The following is a 16,529-nucleotide window of genomic DNA, read 5'->3' as shown; positions in this document are numbered from 1 at the left end:
ACTGACGTTGATGATGGAAGGGCTTCGGCGAGGTCTGACCCAGGCACTGACTGACGCCCCCTCTGGGGTGGTCCTTGACATGATCCGTCGGCCTGCGCCGGGGCATGTAAAGCGCATGCCGGCCAGGTGGACATGACCTAATAGGAGCTCGACCAAAAGTCCCATCAACGTCTTGTCTGCCCACCTGGCCGGTGTGCCTGTCCCGCTAGAGGAAGGCACCACCATCATGACCAGTGAACTGATCGATGTCATCGCCGGCGTGGACACCCACGCCGAGACCCATCACGTGGCGGTGATCGCCACGACCGGTGCACGACTGGGCGATGCACAGTTCCCGACCACGAGCCAGGGGTAGCGCGACCTGCTCTCCTTCATCACCAGCCTGGGCCGCATCACCACCATCGGGGTGGAAGGGACCAACTCCTACGGCGCCGAACTGGCCCGGTTCCTGCGCCAGGGCGGAGTAGTCGTGGTGGAGGCGATCCGCCCGACCCGTCAGGTCCGTCGTCTGCGTGGCAAGAGCGACCCGATCGACGCCTACGCCGCCGCCCACACGGTGCTCGCCGGGCATGACCTGCCCACCCCGAAGAACGCCGATGGCGATGCCGAGGCCATCCGCGTGCTGACCATCGCGCGCCGCTCGGCCCTCAAGGCCCGCACCGCGGCGGCCGTGCAGATCAAGAGCCTGCTCGTCACCGCCCCCGAGGCCCTACGTGCTCGCTTCCGGGGCCTGAACGACGCCGACCTACACGCCCAGCTCGCCGCCGTGCGCCCCGGGCCGGCCACCGAGGGCATCCAACCGGCAACCCTGACGGCAATGCGCCACCTCGCCCGCCGCCACCGCGCCCTGACCACCGAGATCACCGAACTGGAGACCGACCTCGACACCCTGGTCACCCGCGTTGCCCCCGCTCTGCGCGCCGCCCACGGCATCGGGCCGGTGACCGCCGCCCCGCTGCTCATCGCCGCCGGCGACAACCCCGACCGACTCACCAGCGAGGCCTCCTTCGCCGCCCTGTGCGGCGCCGCCCCGATTCCTGCGTCCTCGGGTAAGACCACCCGCTACCGCCTCAACCCCGGCGGTGACCGCCAGGCCAACGCCGCCCTGCACCAGATCATCCTGGTCCGCATGACGTGCGACCCCCGCACCCGGTCCTACATCGCCAAACGCACCGCTCAGGGAAAGAGCGACAAGGAGGTAATGCGCTACCTCAAGCGCGCCGTCGCCCGCGAGGTCTACCACCACATCGTCCACCCCCAACCCGTGCCGCAGGTCGATGACCTACGCCCGCTGCGCCACGCCAAGGGAATGACCCTGCAGACCATCGCGGACCACTTCAACGTCTGGCCCGCTCACATCTCCACCATCGAACGCGGCAAACGCCGCGACGACGACCTCGCCAACCGCTACCGCGAATGGCTCCTCGCCGCTTGACAGCCCATAGGAGCATCATCGCGGCCCGGAGGGCGTGCCCAGCCACCCTTCCCGGCGCGGCCGGCTGCCCACGGACCGGCGGCTACTCACCGGCGCCGGTGAGTGCCATCCTGGTCCGCTTCACGCGCTTCCAGGACGTCCAGGACCACCTCGCGCCCACAGATGCCCCGACCGGCCGGCCGTGGTGGACTGGCACCATGTCCGTCACGATCGATCGGCACACCCGGCTCACGCCCGAGGAGGCATGGGCCGCGCTGACCGACTTCGCGGGCCACGGCGCCGTCATGCCCTTCACCTATGTGTTGTGCGAGCCGGGTTCGCCGAACTCCCCCCGTGCGGGTTGGCGTTTCATCGCGCGCACCCGCCTGGGGCCGTTCCTGCTGGAGGACCCGATGCGGATCACCCACTGGGAGCCTCCGAGGGCCGGCCGCGGCGGCGAGTTCCACGTGCGCAAGGTGGGTCGCATCCTCTCCGGCTACTCGGTGGTGCAGGTGCGCCCCACCGCCACCGGCACCACGATCACCTGGCTACAGCACCTTCGGCTTCGTGTACCCCTGCCACCACCGGGCTCCTGGATCTCCGATGCGAGCACCCGGTGGTTGTACGGCCGCGCGATCGACGCCCTGCTCGCCGCCCATCACCGACGCTGAGCCGGCACCATCGCCACGACTGCTCTCTCGGGTCAGACCACGGTATGACCTTCCCCTGCACCGCCCGGCTGACGTCACTCCAGGATGAGGGGTCTGCCGGCTGATGTGTCGCCGCCCCGTCCGCGGGCACGCTGGCACCATGACCTCCGCACGCACCCTCAGCGCCCATGCCGTGACCAAGACCTACGGCACTGCGCCGCACACCACCACCGCCCTGCGCGGGGTGGACCTGAACATCGCTCCCGGGGAGTCGGTGGCGATCATGGGACCCTCCGGATCCGGCAAGACCACCCTGTTGCACTGCCTGGCCGGCGTGCTGGTGGCCTCGGCCGGCCAGGTGCAGTGGGCAGGGACGGACCTGGGCGCGATGTCCGACGCCGAGCGCACCGTGCTGCGTCGACGTGACTTCGGGTTCGTGTTCCAGTCCGGGCAACTGCTGCCGGAGTTGCCCGCGGAGGAGAACGTCGCACTGCCGCTGTTACTGGCCGGGCACCCCCGGGCTGCCTCGGTCGGGCGCGCCCGGCAGTGGCTGGCGTATCTCGGCCTGGCCGGGATGGAACACCGCAGGCCCGGGGAACTCTCCGGCGGTCAGGCCCAGCGGGTGGCGATCGCTCGTGCGCTCATCGCCGCCCCGGGTGTCATCTTCGCCGATGAACCCACCGGGGCCCTGGACCAGGAGACCGGGCATGAGGTGTTGTCGGTGCTGACCCACGCCACCCGGGAGACCGGCTCGGCGCTGGTGGTGGTCACGCACGACACGGGGGTGGCCGCGTGGTGCTCACGCACCGTGCACATGCGCGATGGGTCGATCGTGCCCGGGCCGGGCGAGCCGCAGCCTGGTCATCCCCCGCCCGGCGCGCCACCCGGTGCCACCGCCACGCCACCCTGGCCGCCGGCGGCGCAGGCGGGCACGTCCCAGCACCATCCCGCTGCGAGCGGCCCGTGGGACGGTCCAGGGGTGCGCTCGTGACCGCGCCGGGCAACCAGGCCGTCACCATGAAATCGCAGGGCATCGCCATGTCCGCTGGGCCGGAGCCCGCCGCGTCCGCCGGCTCGTTGCGCTCGGCCCTACGGCTGTGGCGCCTGCTGCGCGTCCGCGACGCCGGCCGATCGGATCCACAGCGTCTCACCGGGGTGCTCGCGGTGGTGGCCTTCGCGGTGACCACCGCCGTGCTGCTCCTGGTGCTGGGTGGCTTCGGCGCGTTCCAACAGCGAGCCGAGGCCGGCGGTCCCTACTCCGATGAGGGCTTCTACGTGGTCCTGGCCGGGACCGCCTCGGTACTGCTGCTGGTCCCGCTGATCACCCTCGGCGGGGCCGCGGCCCGGCTCTCCATGGCCCGCCGCGACGAACGCCTCGCGGCCCTGCGCCTGGCCGGTGCGACCACATCCCAGGTCTCGGTCATGACCGTCCTGGATGCCACCGTGCAGGCTTTGGCCGGAGCATTCATCGGAACAGCCGGGGTGTTCGCACTGATCCCCCTGGTCCTGCCGGTGACCTTCCAGAACCGACCCTTCACCTACGCCGAACTGGTCCCGGAGTGGTGGGTGTTCGCGCTGACCATCACCGGTGTAGCGCTGGTGTCCATGCTCTCGGCCGGTGCGAGCCTGAGGAAGGTCGCGATCACCCCGCTGGGTGTGGCCGCACGGCACACACCGAATCCGCTGCACTGGTCCCGCGTGGTGCCGCTGGTGCTGTTCGCCGCCTGCTTCGCCGTTCTGGTGCACTACGGGTTGGCCGGGATCGTGGTGCTCGTGGCGGTCCTGGCCGGTGGGTTCGCCCTGCTCAACCTGCTCGGACCGTGGGTGATGAGCCTGGTCGGTCGTCTCAGTGCCCGCCGGGCCCGGTCGGTGGGTACATTGATCGCCGCCCGCCGGATCATCGATGACCCCAAGGGTGCCTGGCGCAGTGTCGGCGGGGTGGCACTGTGCACCTTCATCGCCGGGCTGACCGCAGCGGCCGCGATGTTCGACTCCGTCGGCTCCGATGACCCGATCGTGGCGGACCTGTCCACCGGCGGTCTGCTCACCCTGACGATCGCCGGTCTGCTCGCGGCGGTGTCCACCGGGGTGATGCAGGCCGGAGGGATCATCGACCAACGCACCCAGTACCGTGCGCTGCACCTGGCCGGCACCGATCTGACGGTGATGCATGCGGCCCGGCTCCGCCAGACGGCCATCCCGCTGCTGGCGGCCGTGCTGATCGCCACCGCGGCAGCACTGGTGTTCATGCTGCCGGCCCTGGGGTTCGGCCTGCTCAGTTCGGTGCCCCTGCTGATCCAGTTCCTGCTCAGTGTGGTGGCCGTCTGCCTCCTGGTGCTGGCGGGCAACCTGGTCGGCGCCCGGGTGGTGCGCACCGTGCTGGCCTGAACTCCGGCCTCAGGGGGCCTCGGCCCGGCGCAACGCCACTACCCATGTGGTGCATCCCGATCACGTCGGCCTCGCCCGGGAGGTAGCGGTACATCCCCGCGGCTTGCTCGGCGCCTCGATACAGTAGGCCGGGTGGAGATCGCGGTTGCGGTGCAAGGGCCGACGGCGATGGTGCAGTCGGTGCAGCACCGCAGCGATTCCGGCCACGGCAGGGCCGAACCGGAACGACTGGCCCTCGCCGAACTGCCGGCGCGGGTGGCCGCGCTGGAGTCCGAACACACCCATACCCCGCCCCGGTGGATCTGGGCCGACACCCGTGCGGCCGCCGCCGTCCTGCTCCCCGCCGGTGTGCGGGTGCGGCGCTGCCTGGACCTGCGGTTGTGCCACGCGATACTGCGCCGCACCCCAGCGGGTCGACAGTGGCCCGACTCCCCCTGGGGCACACCGGTGGAAGTCCCCGTGGCCTCGGTCACCGACCAGGGTGAGAGGCTCTTCGATGATCACGTCGGCGCCACCGGCGCCGACGAGTTCTCCCTGGCGCAGGTGCACGCTGAACGCACGCGGCAAGACCAGGCCATCCGCGCTCACCCGGCCCCGGGCAAACTGCGGCTGCTGATGGCGGCTGAATCGGTCGGTGCCCTGGTCGCGACCGAGATGCAGGCCGACGGGGTGCCGTGGGACCGGTCCGTGCACGAGGAACTGCTCGCCGCCGCACTCGGCCCCCGCCCGGGACCGGGACTGCGCCCGGCGAAGTTGGAGGAACTGACCGTACGGATCCGCACCCACCTGGACACCCCGGCACTGAACCCGGACTCGCCCGCCGATGTGCTGCGAGCCTTGCGCGTCCAGGGCCTGGACGTGCGCACCACCCGCAAGGGGGAACTCGCCAGGATCGACCATCCGGTGATCGCACCGCTGCTGGAGTACAAGAAGCTTGCCCGGCTGCTCAGTGCCAACGGCTGGGCGTGGCTCGATGCCTGGGTGCACCCACCCCACCCACACGGCCCGGCTGGGCGCCAGGGGCGGTTCCGGCCCGAGTACGTCCCCGGTGGGGTGGTGACCGGCCGATGGGCCGCCAGCGGCGGGGGCGCACTGCAATTACCCAAGCAGGTCCGCGGCGCCCTGCGAGCCGATGCCGGGTGGCGCCTGGTGGTGGCCGACGCCGCCCAGATCGAACCCCGGGTGCTGGCCGCAATGGCCGGGGACCAGGCCCTGGCCCGCGCCGGTCGCGGAGGCGATCTCTACCAGGGCTTGGTCGATTCCGGGGTCGTGCCAACCCGCGATGCGGCCAAGGTGGGGATGCTCGGTGCCCTCTACGGCGGCACCACCGGGGACTCCGGCGCCCTGATGCCCCGGTTGCGCCGGGCCTACCCCCAGGCGATCGACGTGGTCGAGACCGCCGCACGTACCGGGGAGGCCGGGGGCGTGGTGCACACCTGGTTGGGACGGACCAGTCCCGACCCGGGCCCGGCGTGGGTGGAGCAGCAGCGGCAGTCCAACCAGCCCGACGCCGATGCCGAGGCACAACGCCGCGCCCGCAGCCGCACCCGGGAGTGGGGCCGCTTCACCCGCAACTTCGTGGTGCAGGGCACCGCCGCGGAGTGGGCGCTGTGCTGGCTCGGCGAGATCCGTCGTCGGCTGTCAGAACTCGACGGCCACGCCGGTGGCGACCGTGTCATTGCCGGCGGCGGTGCCCACCTGGTCTTCTTCTTGCACGATGAGGTGATCGTGCACGCACCGCAGGCTCAGGCTGAGGCCGCCGCCGAGGCTGTCCGGGCAGCAGCCACGGCGGCCGGCACGCTGATGTTCGGGCAGACCGCGGTGGACTTCCCGCTGAGCGTGTCCGTGGTCACCGACTACGACCAGGCGGCCTGACGAGGTGGCATAGGACAGCCGGTTGCGCTCAGGCCAGCCGGTGCATCCAACCGTAGGTGTCCTCGGCACGCCCGTACTGCACGTCGGTGAGTTTGGCGTGCAGGCCGGTGGTGACCGCACCGGGCCCGCCATCGCCCACCGTCAGGTCCAGTCCGGTGCCCTTGAACTGGCCGATCGGGGTGACCACCGCCGCGGTCCCGCAGGCGAAGGCCTCCACAATGTGCCCGCTGCGGATCTGCTCGGCGATCTCGGCGAACGGCAACCGGCGCTCGTACACGGTGCGGCCGTCGTCGGCCATGATCCGCAGTACCGAGGAGCGGGTGACACCGGCCAGGATGGTCTCGGTGAGTTCGGGGGTGTGCACGGCGCCGTCCGCGTCGACGAAGAACACGTTCATCCCGCCCAACTCCTCCAGCAACGTGCCGGTGGCCGCGTCCAGGAAGCACACCTGAGAGCAGCCGTTGTCCGTGGCCTGCTGCTGGGGCAGCAGGCTGGCGGCGTAGTTGCCGCCGCACTTCGCGGCGCCGGTGCCCCCGGGTCCGGAGCGATGGAAGTCGGTGGTGACCCAGATCGAGACCGGGCTGAAACCGGAGGTGAAGTAGGGCCCGGACGGGGAGGCGATCACGAGGTAGTCCACGCGGTGCGCCGGGCGCACGCCCAGGAACGACTCGGAGGCGAACATGAACGGGCGCAGGTACAGCGAGGAGCCCGGGGAGTCCGGCACCCACTCGGTGTCGGTGCGCACCAACGCCTCGATCGAGCCGATGAAGTCGGCCTCGCGCAGTTCCGGCAGGGCCAGCCGCCGGGCGCTGGCGGCGAAGCGCGCGGCGTTGGCGTGGGGCCGGAACGTCCACACCGAGCCGTCGGCGTGCCGGTAGGCCTTGAGCCCTTCGAAGATCTCCTGGGCGTAGTGCAGCACGGCGGTGGCCGGGTCCAGGCTCAGCGGGCCGTAGGCCTCCACCCGGTGGTCGTGCCAGCCCTCATCCTTCGTCCACACCGCTCGGGCCATGTGGTCGGTGAACACCTTGCCAAAACTCAGGTCGGCAAGGGCCTGCTCGCGCTCGGTCTGCGTGCGCGGGTGTGAGGTGGGGCGCACCTCGAAGGTCGCCGCAGTGGTTTCGGTACTCATCGTGCCCCTTCGCCGGTCGTGATGGGATCACGCTACCCCCCATGGCTGGGCGGTGGTAGCAGCCGACGGCTCAGGCACGGACGCGCTGCGCCAGGGCGTCCCCGATCTCGGAGGTCGAGCGGGCGCCGCTGCGTTCGGCGATGTCGGCGGCGACTGCCTGCTCGATCCGCTCGGCCTGATCGTCCAGGCCCAGGTGTGCCAGCATCAGCGCCACCGACAGCACCGCCGCGGTGGGGTCGGCCTTCTCCTGCCCGGCGATGTCGGGGGCCGAGCCGTGCACCGGCTCGAACATCGAGGGGTGTGCACCGGTGGGGTTGATGTTGCCCGAGGCAGCCAGTCCGATCCCGCCGGCGATCGCCGCAGCCAGATCCGTGATGATGTCCCCGAACAGGTTGTCGGTGACGATGACGTCGAACCGGGCCGGGTCGGTGGCCATGAAGATGGTCGCGGCGTCCACGTGCAGGTAGTCCACGGCCACCTCGGGGTAGGCGGCCCCGACGGCGTCCACGGTGCGCCGCCACAGGTGCCCGGCGTGCACGAGCACGTTGTGCTTGTGCACCAGGGTCAGCTTCTTGCGGGGCCGGGCCTGAGCGCGGGCGAAGGCGTCCCGGACCACCCGTTCCACCCCGAACGCGGTGTTCACGCTGACCTCGGTGGCGATCTCCTGGGGTGTGCCGGTGCGCACCGACCCGCCGTTGCCGACGTAGGGACCTTCGGTTCCTTCCCGGACGACGACGAAGTCCACCTGGCCCGGATCGGCCAGGGGCGAGGGGATGCCCGGGAAGATCTTGGCCGGGCGCAGGTTCACGTAGTGGTCCAACTCGAACCGAAGCCGCAGCAACAGTCCCCGCTCCAGCACACCGCTGGGCACCGAGGGGTCACCGACGGCACCGAGGAGGATGGCGTCATGGGCCTTGATCGTCTCCAGGTCCGCCTCGGTGAGCGTCTCTCCGGTGGCGTGCCAGCGCCCCGCGCCCAGATCGAGTTCGGTTGCCTGCACCGTGACGCCGCTGCCGGCCAGAACGGCGTCCAGAACCTTGCGGGCTTCGCCGGTGACGTCCCGGCCGATTCCGTCCCCGGCGATGACAGCGAGTTTGATAGTGCGCGACATGGCCCCACCGTAGCGCACCGGTCCCACGGTTCGGACGGAACGTCTCGCTAGTTGAGCGCCTGGCTGGGTCACCGATGTCCGGCGGGCGAGCGGGCGCGCCTCAGAGCGACCAGCTCCGTCTCGCTCCCGGGCCGTGGGCGGCCAGGGCGAAGCGTTCGGGGACCCGACCGGTCCCGGTGAGCAGCGCCGTCGTCCACTCCCCGATGAGCGGGGCGAACTTGGCGCCGTGTCCCGAACAGGCCGAGCACAGCACCACCGGTCCGATCCGGTCGACCAGGAAGTTCTGCGTCGGCGTGGTGGTGTACAGGCAGGTGGTGGCGTTGGCCGGCTCGGGATGCAGGCCGGGCAGCCATCGGCGTACGTAGGCCAGTACCCGTTCCGTTCCGGCCGGATCGATGAGTCCGTCGCGACCGGTGGCACTGGTGGGCCGGCCGTGATGGTGCTCGGCGACCTTGCGGTCCAGGCCGGAGCCGCCGTCGCGGCCGCCGGAGAGGTGGTAGATCTCGAACCCCTCGGCGGCGTGGATGGTGCTGGGCCACGGGTCCTGGGAGGGATCGGTGCGCGGGAAGTGGAACGTCTGCTCCTGGGTGATCGCCAACTCCGGGAGAACCGGATCCAGCACCATGCCCCTGGTCAGGTCCGGCAGCCACGCCCCCGCTGTGATGACCACGGCCCGGGTTCGGATCTCCTGCTCGCCCAGGCGCACGGTGGCGCTGGCGTGGTTGCTCGCCACGCTGACACCGGTCACGGGCTGGTCGAACCGCACCTGGGCGCCATGTCCCCGGGCGAGGTCCAGGAAGGTGGTGACCGCTGTCTCGGCGTCCACGGTGCCCGCCTCGGAGTGATGCACCACCGGGGTGTCGAAGACCATGCCCGGCCAGCGGTGCATCGCCTCGGTCGGGCTGAGCACCTCGTGTGCCACGCCGGCGCCGGAGAGGTTCGCCACGATCTGGTCCACCCGCCTGTCCGGACCGAAGTCCAGGGCGCCGAGGTGGTTCAGCAGGGTTGCCCCAGCAGCGAGCTCGGCCTCGCGCCACAACTCGAAGGCACGCCCGGTCAACTGTGTGTAAAGGGCATCGGCATAGGCGCGCCGCACGATCCGGGCGCTGCCGTGGGAGGAGCCTCGAGCATGCTCGGGGCCGAACTGTTCCAGCACCAGCACGTTCAGGCCGCGGCCGGCGGCCTGCCACGCGGTAGCCGCACCGGCCAGTCCGGCACCGATCACCACCACGTCGTGGTCGAGGGCGCCACCGGCCGGTCTCATCTGCGCGCCCGGCTCACCGGTCCGCCCCGACCTTCTCGCGTGCGTGCCGCTTGCGGCGCCGTGGGTAGAGCACCTCCAGGTGCTCCACCTGGACGGTGCCGGCGGCATCGGGCACGTCCGGATGGGCCTCGGCCACATCCACGGTCACGGTGCGCACCAGCGCCCGGGGCTCTCCCTCGCCGTCGAGCACGATGCCCAGGTCACCCACCTGCGCGGGCGGCTGCCCGGCACTGGTCAGGTCCGCCACCGGCACCGCCTGGGTCATGGTGCCGGTGCTGAGGAGTTCCTCGACCTCGGCGGTGGCGGTGGCCGGGTCCGGGGAGGTGGACCAGACGGGGGGCGGGACCGTGTTCTGCACGTTCTGCCCGATCACGACCTCGAGCCGGTTCAGGTTTCCCTCGATGCGTGCCTGTATCCAGAAACGCTCCACCGCGGCCTCAGACGTCATCGGTCCATCATGCCGCAGGCGCGGACGCAGTGTGGGCCGGACCTGTAGGTCGCCCATGACCGCTGTACCGGCGGGTGTTCTCATGCCGGCCGCATCTGCGGCTCGACTCATGCCGGGTAGCGGCGTCAACTCCTGATCAGGCCGGGAACCGCCGCACTCAGGTGAGGTAGCCCGCAGCACGCAGAGCGAGCACCAGGATCAGCGCCAACCAGGACAGCGCGCTCAGGTACGCCTGCGCAAGCACCCGAAGCCCGCTGGTGCCCAGGGTCGGCGGGATGAACAACTTGGCCCTGGGGTAGTCATCCAGAATGCCGATCACCTGGTCGGGCAGGCGCACCAGGACCCACAGGCTCCGCAACCGGCGCAGCAGCAACAGACCCCCGCGTGCGGCGATGTCGCGGACCTTCTCCAGCAGGTCCTTGCTGAGCAGACCGGGGCGCAGCAGCGCCCGGAACTCATCGGCGAGTTGCTCCGGCTGTGCCGCCGCACGCAGATAGGCCCGTCGGCGCAGCACGAAGGCCACCTCGATCGCCAGCCCGATCGCGATCAGCACACCTACCACGATCAGACCCACCGGGCGGCGCAACCCGGCCAACACCCAGACCAGCCCGGCCAGCGGCACCACCGGGATCAGCGCCAGCAGCAGTGAGGGCCAGCGCAGCACCCGGACCGCCAGCGCCAGCGCCCGTGCGGCGTGGGTGGCGGCCGTTCGCGCCTCTCGTTCGCTAGGCTGGGACCGCGAAGCGCCAGCCGAGCCCGGGGGCTGCTCGGCACGGTCGGAGTCGGGCATGGCCGAATCCTATGGGCCTCGGCCCGAGTTCCATGGCACGAATCGCATCGGCCGTGCGAGCGGCTCGACAGCACCACCGAGGATCGGTCAGGCTGAGCGCACACATGCGCCCCGGGATGCGGGGCATAACGGTTGGAGGGCCCATGTCCCAGGACTACCCGAATGCGCCGGGGCCGGGTGAGCACTCCCCCGGCGCCCAGAACCCGGGCGGCCAGTACCCGCAGAACCCGCCCCCCGGCGTTCCACCGGTCAGTGGGCACCAGGGCGCTGCCGGCCAGGGCGGGAGCCCACCGGTCGGCGGGTACCAGGGCGCCGGCGGCCAGGGCGGTGGGTACCACGGCGGCCACCAGCACGACGGCCGGCCGAGCGACCCGGGCGCCGGCGCCGATGAGCGCACATTGGCGATCGTGGCGCACCTGTCACCCATCATCGCCTTCGTGGTCAGCGCCGGGTTCCTGTCGGTGCTGGGCCCGCTGCTGATCTGGATGTTCTTCCGCGACCGCGGCCCGCTGGTCCGCAACGCCTCGGCTACGGCGTTCAACTTCCACATCACCGTGTGGGTCGCGATCATCGTCGGGTGGATCTGCTTCTTCACCATCGTGCTGATCCCGCTGGGCATCGTGATCTGGTTGGTGGCCGTGGGTGCGCAGGTGGTCTTCTCCATCCTCGGCGCGGTACGGGCCAACCGCCGGGAGATCTACACCTACCCATTCCAGGTGCCGATCCTGACGTGACGCAGTGCTCACGAGAGGCCCTGATGGAGACCTACCGCACCGAGGACTACCACACCGGCGGGGAACCGTTCCGGATCGTCACCGATCCCGGTGTCCCCCTGCCCGGAGGCACCGTCGCCGAACGACGCCTGCACGCGATGTCGGACGGACCGGCCGACCGGGTGCGCCGGATCCTCTGCCACGAACCACGCGGGCACGCCGACATGTACGGCGGGTTCATCACCCCACCCGATGACGACGGCGCGCACCTCGGGGTGTTGTTCTGGCACAAGGACGGCTTCTCCACCGCGTGTGGGCACGGCACGATCGCCCTCGGTGTGTGGGCGGTGCGGACCGGCCGGGTCAGCGCCCCGGAAACCGGCACCACCGACGTGGTCATCGACGTACCTTCCGGGCGGGTCACCGCGCGGGTGCACACCGAGCAGGGTCAGATCATCGGGGTGGACTTCCTCAGCGTGCCCAGCTACGTCCTGGCCACCTCGGTGCCGGTGCGAACCAGCGCCGGTGAGTTCCTCGTCGACGTCTCCTACGGCGGTGCCATCTACGCCCAACTGGACGTCTCCGCCGTCGGCCTCTCGATCGACCCGGAGCACACCGGGGAACTGATCGCCCTCGGCCGGCAGATCAAGTGGGCCCTGAACGAGACCGAGGTGGCCCGCCACCCCGTGGACCCCCGGCTCAGCGGGATCTACGGGACGATCCTGTTCCAGCGGTTGCCCGCCACCGAGCCGGGCGAGATCCGCCAGCGCAACGCCACGATCTTCGCCGACGGGGAGCTGGACCGCTCCCCGTGCGGATCGGGCACCGCCGCGCGCCTGGCCACCCTGGCCGCTGCCGGTGAGCTCGGTGCCGGTGAGATGCTGGTGCACTCCTCCATCGTCGACTCCCGCTTCACCGCCCGGATCGTGGACCGGCTCGAGGTGGCCGGATACCCGGCCGTGCTGCCGGAGGTGACCGGGATGGCCTACCGGACCGGCGACAGTACGTTCACGGTCGATCCGCTCGACCCCCTCGTTCCCGGGTTCGTGCTGCGTTGACAGCCGCATCCCGCCTCGGTGAGCGCGGCCGGTGGCGCGCCATGCTGCCCGGCCTGGGCCTCGCCGTCGTACTCGCCGCTGTGGCCACGGCGGCCGCTCCGCTGCTCCCGCTGATCGGTGCACCCGTGCTGGGGGTGCTGCTCGGGCTGGTGGTGGCCCTGCTCCGGTGGCGTCGCACCGGCCCCGACGGCGCCGCGCGCAGCGACCGGTTGGCCCCGGGGTTGCGGTGGGCCGGATCCAAGGTGCTGCAGGTGGCGGTGGTAATGCTCGGGGCACAGTTGTCCTGGGCGCAGGTGGCCGACTCCGGCGTCGCGGCGCTGCCGGTGCTGGTGGCGGTGATCGCCGCGGCCCTGGTCGGGGCATGGCTGCTCGGGCGGGCCCTCGGTGTGGACCGTGATCTGCGCACCCTGCTCGGGGTAGGCACGGCGATCTGCGGGGCCTCGGCCATTGCAGCGGTGACTCCGGTACTACGCCCGGCGGCGGATAAGGTCGCTTATGCGCTCTCGACGGTCTTCGCCTGCAACATCGCCGCCGTGCTGGTCTTCCCGGTGCTGGGTCAACTGGCCGGGTTGGGCCCGGAGGCGTTCGGGATCTTCGTGGGCGCCGCCGTCAATGACACCTCCTCGGTGCTGGCGGCTGCGAGCGCCTTCGGCCCCGAGGCCACCGATACCGCGGTGGTGGTGAAGCTGACCCGGACGCTGGCGATCATCCCGATCGTGCTGGGCCTGTCGGTGTTGGTGGCGCGGTGGGCTCGGGTGGACAACGGCCGGAGCGGGAGCGGGCCGGCCCCGGAGGGCGGCGCAGTTACTCATGCCGGCCGGCCCCCGGTGTGGCGCCTGGTGCCGTGGTTCCTGACCGGGTTCGTGCTGCTGGTCGTGGCGAACAGCCTGGGGTTGGTGCCCGGGGTCCTGCACGATCCGATCACGACCGCGACCACTCTCCTCATCACCGTGGCGCTCAGCGCGGTCGGGGCCGGCGTCGACATCGCGGGCCTGCGACGGACCGGGGCGCGTCCGATGGTGCTCGGGGTCGGGTTGTGGCTGGGTGTCACCGGCGCGGCCCTGGGCGCCCAGGCCGCTACCGGCACCCTCACCTGACCGGCCCGTCCGGCGAAGCCCCCGCATGCTCCCTGAGCCCATACCGGTGTCTCAGTCGCGGCGGGCGAGCAGGATGAACTCCGGGCTGTGCTCTCTCAGATCGGCACCGGAGAAGTCGCCCCAGGTGGCGGTGACGGTGAAGCCCGCGGTGGTCAGGGCGTCGGTGAGGCCGGCCAGGGTACGGAACCGGAGGGTTTCCTGGTTGACCAGGTGCCTGCCGTCGGGCAGCACGGTATGGCCCTCGTGGGTCTCGACGGCCCCGTAGCCGGCGGACTCGGCCACGGCGATCGAGTGGCTCCAGGAACGGAACTGACCGCCATCGGGGTGGGGATAGGTGTCCTCGGTGTTCTTCCTGGTCCACGTCTCCCAGCAGCGGGCAGCAGGGTTGCGGGACTCGAAAGCGACGTGACCGCCGGGGCGCAGGGTGCGATGGATATCGTGGAGCACCTGGGCCCACTCGGTCTCGCCGAGGAAGTACTGCGCGACGTGGCCCTCCATCACCACCAGGTCGGCATCGTCGTCGGGCAGGTCGACGGACGTGCCGTGGATCCACCGCACCTGCTCACCCCCGGGCCTGGTGCGGGCAATCTCCAGGATTGTCCCGGCCGGGTCCACGCCGGTGACCTGGTGCCCGGCGGCAGCCAGATCGACGGCGAGCACGCCGGTGCCACAGCCGAGGTCGGTGACGCGTTCGGCCGGCAACCGCCGGGCCAGGGTGAGATAGAAGTCGTGGTCCCGGCGTCCGGCGCACTCGGCGTCATATGTCGCGACCAGCGCGGGGTCCTGGGTCCAGGTGAGGATACGCACCGGGCGCGTGTACCGGCGGCAGCGGTGCACCCGCGCGTACCGGGCGCGTATTGCCTGCTCATCGGCGAGCCGGGCGTGGCAGAACGCCTTGACCGGGCGGCTCAGGGCCGCGGGGGAGGTGAAGTCATGCGTCTCCTCCGCACCGGCGTGCACATGCAGATACTCCTGGTCCACCCGGAATCCGTGGCGCACGTACCAGGCGTTCGCGGCCCCATCCTCCCGGGTCCAGGCATCCAGCACGGTGGTTCCGGCTGCCTCCAGCCGGGCCAGGGCCTCGCTCAGGAGGGCATCGGCGATGCCGTGGCGCTGATGGTCCGGATGCACGCCGAGGGTGTCGATGGTGGCGGTGGCCACACCCTCGTCGTCCCACAGTTCCAGGTCGAGGACGCCCACCACCTGATCGTCGCCCGGGGTACGCACGTGCGCAGGCCGGGGCCCGGTGGCGACAAGTTGGATCGACTCGTTCTCGAAGGTGGTCCGCTGCGCCTTGACGTCATCGAAGTAGGCCGAGCCGAGGAAACTCAGGGCCCGGCAGCGCAGCCAGGAGGCCTCGTCGTCATCGCGGTAGGCACGGATCCTTACTGTCATCGCTCCTGACCGTAGTCACCGCGGCAGTCCCGGGCGAGCGTATTTCGGCGACCCGGGGTCGCAGAAATGACGAACGCGGCCGCAGTCGGCCCTGGTCTCGGTCCGGCTGAGGCCGCGTTCGACGGCGCTATCGCAGGGCGCCCTCGCGGGCAACGTGCGTCAGCGTGCGGCGCTGCCCTCGGTGTAGTCGGCGTCGCTGGGCTTGACCCAGGCGAAGAGCTTGCGCAGTTCCCGACCGGTGCCCTCGATCGGGTGCTGCTCACCCTTGGCCCGCAACTCGGCGAACTCGGTGCCACCGGCCTTCTGGTCATCCATGAAGCGCTGGGCGAAGGACCCGTTCTTCACGTCCTCCAGCACCGCCTTCATGTTCTCCTTCACCTGCGGGGAGATGACCCGTGGCCCGGAGACGTAGTCGCCGTACTCGGCGGTGTCGGAGATGGACCAGCGCTGCTTGGCGATCCCGCCCTCGTACATCAGGTCGACGATCAGTTTCAGTTCGTGCAGAACCTCGAAGTAGGCGACCTCGGGCTGGTAGCCGGCCTCGGTGAGCACCTCGAACCCGTACTGGACCAACTGGGAGGTGCCGCCGCACAGCACCGCCTGCTCACCGAACAGGTCGGTCTCGGTCTCCTCGGTGAAGGTGGTCCTGATCCCCGCCGCGCGCAATCCGCCGACCGCCTTGGCGTAGGACAGCGCCAGCTGCCAGGCGTTGCCGGAGGGGTCCTGCTCCACCGCGACGAGCACCGGAACCCCGCGCCCGTCGACGTACTCCCGGCGCACCAGGTGGCCGGGGCCCTTGGGGGCGACCATGAAGACGTCGATGTTCTCGGCGGGCTCGATGAACCCGTACCGGATGTTGAAGCCGTGCCCGAACACCAGGGCCGCTCCATCGCGCAGGTTCGGGGCGATCTCGGCGGCGTAGACGCCGGCCTGGACCTGGTCCGGGGTGAGGATGACGACGACGTCGGCCTCGGCGGTCGCCGCCGCCACGTCCAGCACCTTCAGGCCCTCCTCGCTCGCCTTGGTCGCCGAGGCCGAGCCCTCCCGCAGTCCGACGCGCACGTCCACACCGGAGTCACGCAGGTTCAGCGCGTGCGCGTGTCCCTGGCTGCCGTACCCGATGACGGCGACCTTCTTCGCTGCGATCAGGGACAGATCGGCGTCGTCGTCGTAGAAAAGTTCAGCCACAGTGGCACT

The 16,529-nt window shown here is 70.9% G+C and carries 16 protein-coding genes; 9 read left to right on the top strand and 7 right to left on the bottom strand.

Annotated features, from left to right (window positions below):
• The first annotated feature begins 172 nt into the window (after positions 1-172).
• The 6 genes from ACO0LU_RS04270 (at position 173) to ACO0LU_RS04245 (ending at position 6,327) form a co-directional block, all read left to right on the top strand.
• Positions 173-355: a hypothetical protein gene (locus ACO0LU_RS04270; protein WP_424790166.1), complete on the top strand. Its 183-nt coding sequence runs from the start codon at positions 173-175 to the stop codon at positions 353-355.
• A gap of 6 nt (positions 356-361) precedes the next feature.
• Positions 362-1,435, top strand: coding sequence for an IS110 family transposase (locus tag ACO0LU_RS04265; protein ID WP_424790193.1), 1,074 nt, complete (start codon positions 362-364; stop codon positions 1,433-1,435).
• A gap of 197 nt (positions 1,436-1,632) precedes the next feature.
• Positions 1,633-2,085: an SRPBCC family protein gene (locus tag ACO0LU_RS04260; protein ID WP_424790165.1), complete on the top strand. Its 453-nt coding sequence runs from the start codon at positions 1,633-1,635 to the stop codon at positions 2,083-2,085.
• Positions 2,086-2,224: 139 nt separating this feature from the next.
• The gene (locus ACO0LU_RS04255; protein ID WP_424790164.1) at positions 2,225-3,055 is read left to right on the top strand and encodes an ABC transporter ATP-binding protein; all 831 of its coding nucleotides are present in this window, start codon (positions 2,225-2,227) and stop codon (positions 3,053-3,055) included.
• Positions 3,052-4,452, top strand: coding sequence for an FtsX-like permease family protein (locus tag ACO0LU_RS04250; RefSeq protein ID WP_424790163.1), 1,401 nt, complete (start codon positions 3,052-3,054; stop codon positions 4,450-4,452). The genes ACO0LU_RS04255 and ACO0LU_RS04250 overlap by 4 nt, the downstream gene beginning before the upstream one ends.
• Positions 4,453-4,584: 132 nt before the next feature.
• Entirely contained in the window at positions 4,585-6,327 is a 1,743-nt protein-coding gene (locus tag ACO0LU_RS04245; protein ID WP_424790162.1) for a bifunctional 3'-5' exonuclease/DNA polymerase, read from the top strand.
• 28 nt (positions 6,328-6,355) lie between these two features.
• Here ACO0LU_RS04245 and ACO0LU_RS04240 read toward each other — a convergent pair whose 3' ends face one another.
• The 5 genes from ACO0LU_RS04240 to ACO0LU_RS04220 form a co-directional block, all read right to left on the bottom strand.
• Positions 6,356-7,456: a branched-chain amino acid aminotransferase gene (locus ACO0LU_RS04240; protein ID WP_424790161.1), complete on the bottom strand. Its 1,101-nt coding sequence runs from the start codon at positions 7,454-7,456 to the stop codon at positions 6,356-6,358.
• Positions 7,457-7,526: 70 nt separating this feature from the next.
• On the bottom strand, positions 7,527-8,567 hold the full coding sequence (locus tag ACO0LU_RS04235) for a 3-isopropylmalate dehydrogenase (RefSeq protein ID WP_424790160.1): 1,041 nt from the start codon (positions 8,565-8,567) through the stop codon (positions 7,527-7,529).
• Between the two features lie 100 nt (positions 8,568-8,667).
• The gene (locus ACO0LU_RS04230; RefSeq protein ID WP_424790159.1) at positions 8,668-9,831 is read right to left on the bottom strand and encodes an FAD-dependent oxidoreductase; all 1,164 of its coding nucleotides are present in this window, start codon (positions 9,829-9,831) and stop codon (positions 8,668-8,670) included.
• A gap of 13 nt (positions 9,832-9,844) precedes the next feature.
• Positions 9,845-10,279, bottom strand: coding sequence for a hypothetical protein (locus tag ACO0LU_RS04225; RefSeq protein ID WP_424790158.1), 435 nt, complete (start codon positions 10,277-10,279; stop codon positions 9,845-9,847).
• Between the two features lie 157 nt (positions 10,280-10,436).
• Complete coding sequence (locus ACO0LU_RS04220) at positions 10,437-11,069, bottom strand: hypothetical protein (RefSeq protein ID WP_424790157.1); 633 nt, start codon at positions 11,067-11,069, stop codon at positions 10,437-10,439.
• A gap of 143 nt (positions 11,070-11,212) precedes the next feature.
• Between ACO0LU_RS04220 and ACO0LU_RS04215 the strand changes: the two genes are divergently transcribed.
• The 3 genes from ACO0LU_RS04215 to ACO0LU_RS04205 are packed head-to-tail and all read left to right on the top strand — an operon-like array spanning position 11,213 to position 13,937.
• Positions 11,213-11,803, top strand: a complete 591-nt coding sequence (locus tag ACO0LU_RS04215) for a DUF4870 domain-containing protein (RefSeq protein ID WP_424790156.1) — start codon at positions 11,213-11,215, stop codon at positions 11,801-11,803.
• On the top strand, positions 11,800-12,840 hold the full coding sequence (locus ACO0LU_RS04210; protein WP_424790155.1) for a proline racemase family protein: 1,041 nt from the start codon (positions 11,800-11,802) through the stop codon (positions 12,838-12,840). The genes ACO0LU_RS04215 and ACO0LU_RS04210 overlap by 4 nt, the downstream gene beginning before the upstream one ends.
• Entirely contained in the window at positions 12,837-13,937 is a 1,101-nt protein-coding gene (locus ACO0LU_RS04205; RefSeq protein ID WP_424790154.1) for a YeiH family protein, read from the top strand. Before ACO0LU_RS04210 ends, ACO0LU_RS04205 begins: the two co-directional genes overlap by 4 nt.
• A 51-nt stretch (positions 13,938-13,988) precedes the next feature.
• Here ACO0LU_RS04205 and ACO0LU_RS04200 read toward each other — a convergent pair whose 3' ends face one another.
• Positions 13,989-15,332: a GNAT family N-acetyltransferase gene (locus ACO0LU_RS04200; protein ID WP_424790153.1), complete on the bottom strand. Its 1,344-nt coding sequence runs from the start codon at positions 15,330-15,332 to the stop codon at positions 13,989-13,991.
• A gap of 159 nt (positions 15,333-15,491) precedes the next feature.
• Complete coding sequence (gene ilvC / locus ACO0LU_RS04195) at positions 15,492-16,520, bottom strand: ketol-acid reductoisomerase (RefSeq protein ID WP_424790152.1); 1,029 nt, start codon at positions 16,518-16,520, stop codon at positions 15,492-15,494.
• Positions 16,521-16,529: the final 9 nt, after the last annotated feature.

Source organism: Pseudactinotalea sp. Z1748 (assembly GCF_049725185.1).
Taxonomy (GTDB): domain Bacteria; phylum Actinomycetota; class Actinomycetes; order Actinomycetales; family Beutenbergiaceae; genus CALKWS01.
The sequence above is the reverse complement of the archived record's forward strand: the minus strand, read 5'-3'. Positions and strand labels throughout refer to the sequence as shown.

What these genes read in the sequence shown, in the direction of transcription:
- ACO0LU_RS04230 (WP_424790159.1), bottom strand. Translation starts at nt 9,831, where the DNA reads ATGAGACCGGCCGGTGGCGCCCTCGACCACGACGTGGTGGTGATCGGT.
- ACO0LU_RS04225 (WP_424790158.1), bottom strand. Translation starts at nt 10,279, where the DNA reads ATGACGTCTGAGGCCGCGGTGGAGCGTTTCTGGATACAGGCACGCATC.
- ACO0LU_RS04235 (WP_424790160.1), bottom strand. Translation starts at nt 8,567, where the DNA reads ATGTCGCGCACTATCAAACTCGCTGTCATCGCCGGGGACGGAATCGGC.
- ACO0LU_RS04255 (WP_424790164.1), top strand. Translation starts at nt 2,225, where the DNA reads ATGACCTCCGCACGCACCCTCAGCGCCCATGCCGTGACCAAGACCTAC.
- ACO0LU_RS04260 (WP_424790165.1), top strand. Translation starts at nt 1,633, where the DNA reads ATGTCCGTCACGATCGATCGGCACACCCGGCTCACGCCCGAGGAGGCA.
- ACO0LU_RS04220 (WP_424790157.1), bottom strand. Translation starts at nt 11,069, where the DNA reads ATGCCCGACTCCGACCGTGCCGAGCAGCCCCCGGGCTCGGCTGGCGCT.
- ACO0LU_RS04200 (WP_424790153.1), bottom strand. Translation starts at nt 15,332, where the DNA reads ATGACAGTAAGGATCCGTGCCTACCGCGATGACGACGAGGCCTCCTGG.
- ACO0LU_RS04240 (WP_424790161.1), bottom strand. Translation starts at nt 7,456, where the DNA reads ATGAGTACCGAAACCACTGCGGCGACCTTCGAGGTGCGCCCCACCTCA.
- ACO0LU_RS04215 (WP_424790156.1), top strand. Translation starts at nt 11,213, where the DNA reads ATGTCCCAGGACTACCCGAATGCGCCGGGGCCGGGTGAGCACTCCCCC.